This window comes from Flagellimonas flava (assembly GCF_050617915.1).
Classification (GTDB): domain Bacteria; phylum Bacteroidota; class Bacteroidia; order Flavobacteriales; family Flavobacteriaceae; genus Flagellimonas; species Flagellimonas flava_A.
The window spans coordinates 1-229 of record NZ_JBODQE010000243.1 but is presented as its reverse complement, the minus strand read 5'-3'; the positions used below and the strand labels follow the sequence as shown (position 1 = coordinate 229).

Sequence of the window (229 nt, the reverse complement as noted above, 5' to 3'; positions counted from 1 at the left end):
AAGAAATGATTTTGTTAATCATAGAAAAGAAATGTTTAATTCAGTTGAAAACACATTTAATATCCCTACTTGTTGGAAAGTGCGTGTTTGCTCACAACAGGATATAGTTATCCCGCTACTGAATTAAACTTGCGGTGGTTGGTAAAGAGAAAGGGTAAAATCTTTGCCAAGGCTGTTAAAATAGGCAAAGTTTACGTGAGACATCACTAATTGAAGCGGTTGAAATTCG

General features: G+C 34.9%; 1 protein-coding gene. It reads right to left on the bottom strand.

What is annotated here, in order from left to right; translation table 11 throughout:
- Nucleotides 1–123: 123 nt before the first annotated feature.
- Nucleotides 124–229, bottom strand: a 106-nt coding sequence (locus ACRHOZ_RS21700; protein WP_431130506.1) for a DUF6660 family protein, incomplete at its 5' end; no start/stop codon positions are given.